The following is a 644-nucleotide window of genomic DNA, read 5'->3' on the forward strand; positions in this document are numbered from 1 at the left end:
CGCTTCCATACGCTATGTATTTACGTATGGATACTAGAGTGTGTCTAGTAGGTTTCCCCATTCGGATTCCCCCGAGTCACTGGATATTTGCTCCTACTCGAGGTTTTCGTTGCTTGTCACGTCCTTCTTCGCCTCCTGGTGCCAAGGCATCCGCCTTGCGCCCTTAGTTTCTTGACCGGAAATATATACTGTTATTCGATTTTCAATGTACTTTTTGACTTTTGTTAAGTCAATGGCCGTTTTTTGACAAATCGAAGATTTGAAACAAAACGGCACCTGACCTACTACGCAATCGAAGATTGCTGTTAGGTCATTGGTGGAGATAAGGAGATTCGAACTCCTGACCCCCTGCTTGCAAGGCAGGTGCTCTCCCAACTGAGCTATACCCCCATAAAAGAACCTTAAAGTAAATACTTGTTGAGTTAGCACTCCTTAGAAAGGAGGTGATCCAGCCGCACCTTCCGATACGGCTACCTTGTTACGACTTCACCCCAGTCATCAATCCTACCTTCGACTACTCCTCAATTAGGTCACAGGCTTCGGGTATTATCAACTCCCATGGTGTGACGGGCGGTGTGTACAAGACCCGGGAACGCATTCACCGCGACATTCTGATCCGCGATTACTAGCAACTCCGACTTCAT

1 tRNA gene and 2 rRNA genes are annotated in these 644 nt (G+C 47.2%); all 3 read right to left on the reverse strand.

Annotation, left to right across the window (positions count from 1 at the left end):
* Positions 1-177 (reverse strand): 23S ribosomal RNA (locus ACU68Y_RS09065); the annotation flags it as partial.
* A 137-nt stretch (positions 178-314) separates the two neighbouring features.
* Positions 315-390 (reverse strand) — tRNA-Ala (locus ACU68Y_RS09070).
* 46 nt (positions 391-436) lie between these two features.
* Positions 437-644: ribosomal RNA gene (locus ACU68Y_RS09075) — 16S ribosomal RNA — on the reverse strand; the annotation flags it as partial.

This window comes from Finegoldia sp. P1-F-LS (assembly GCF_052932205.1).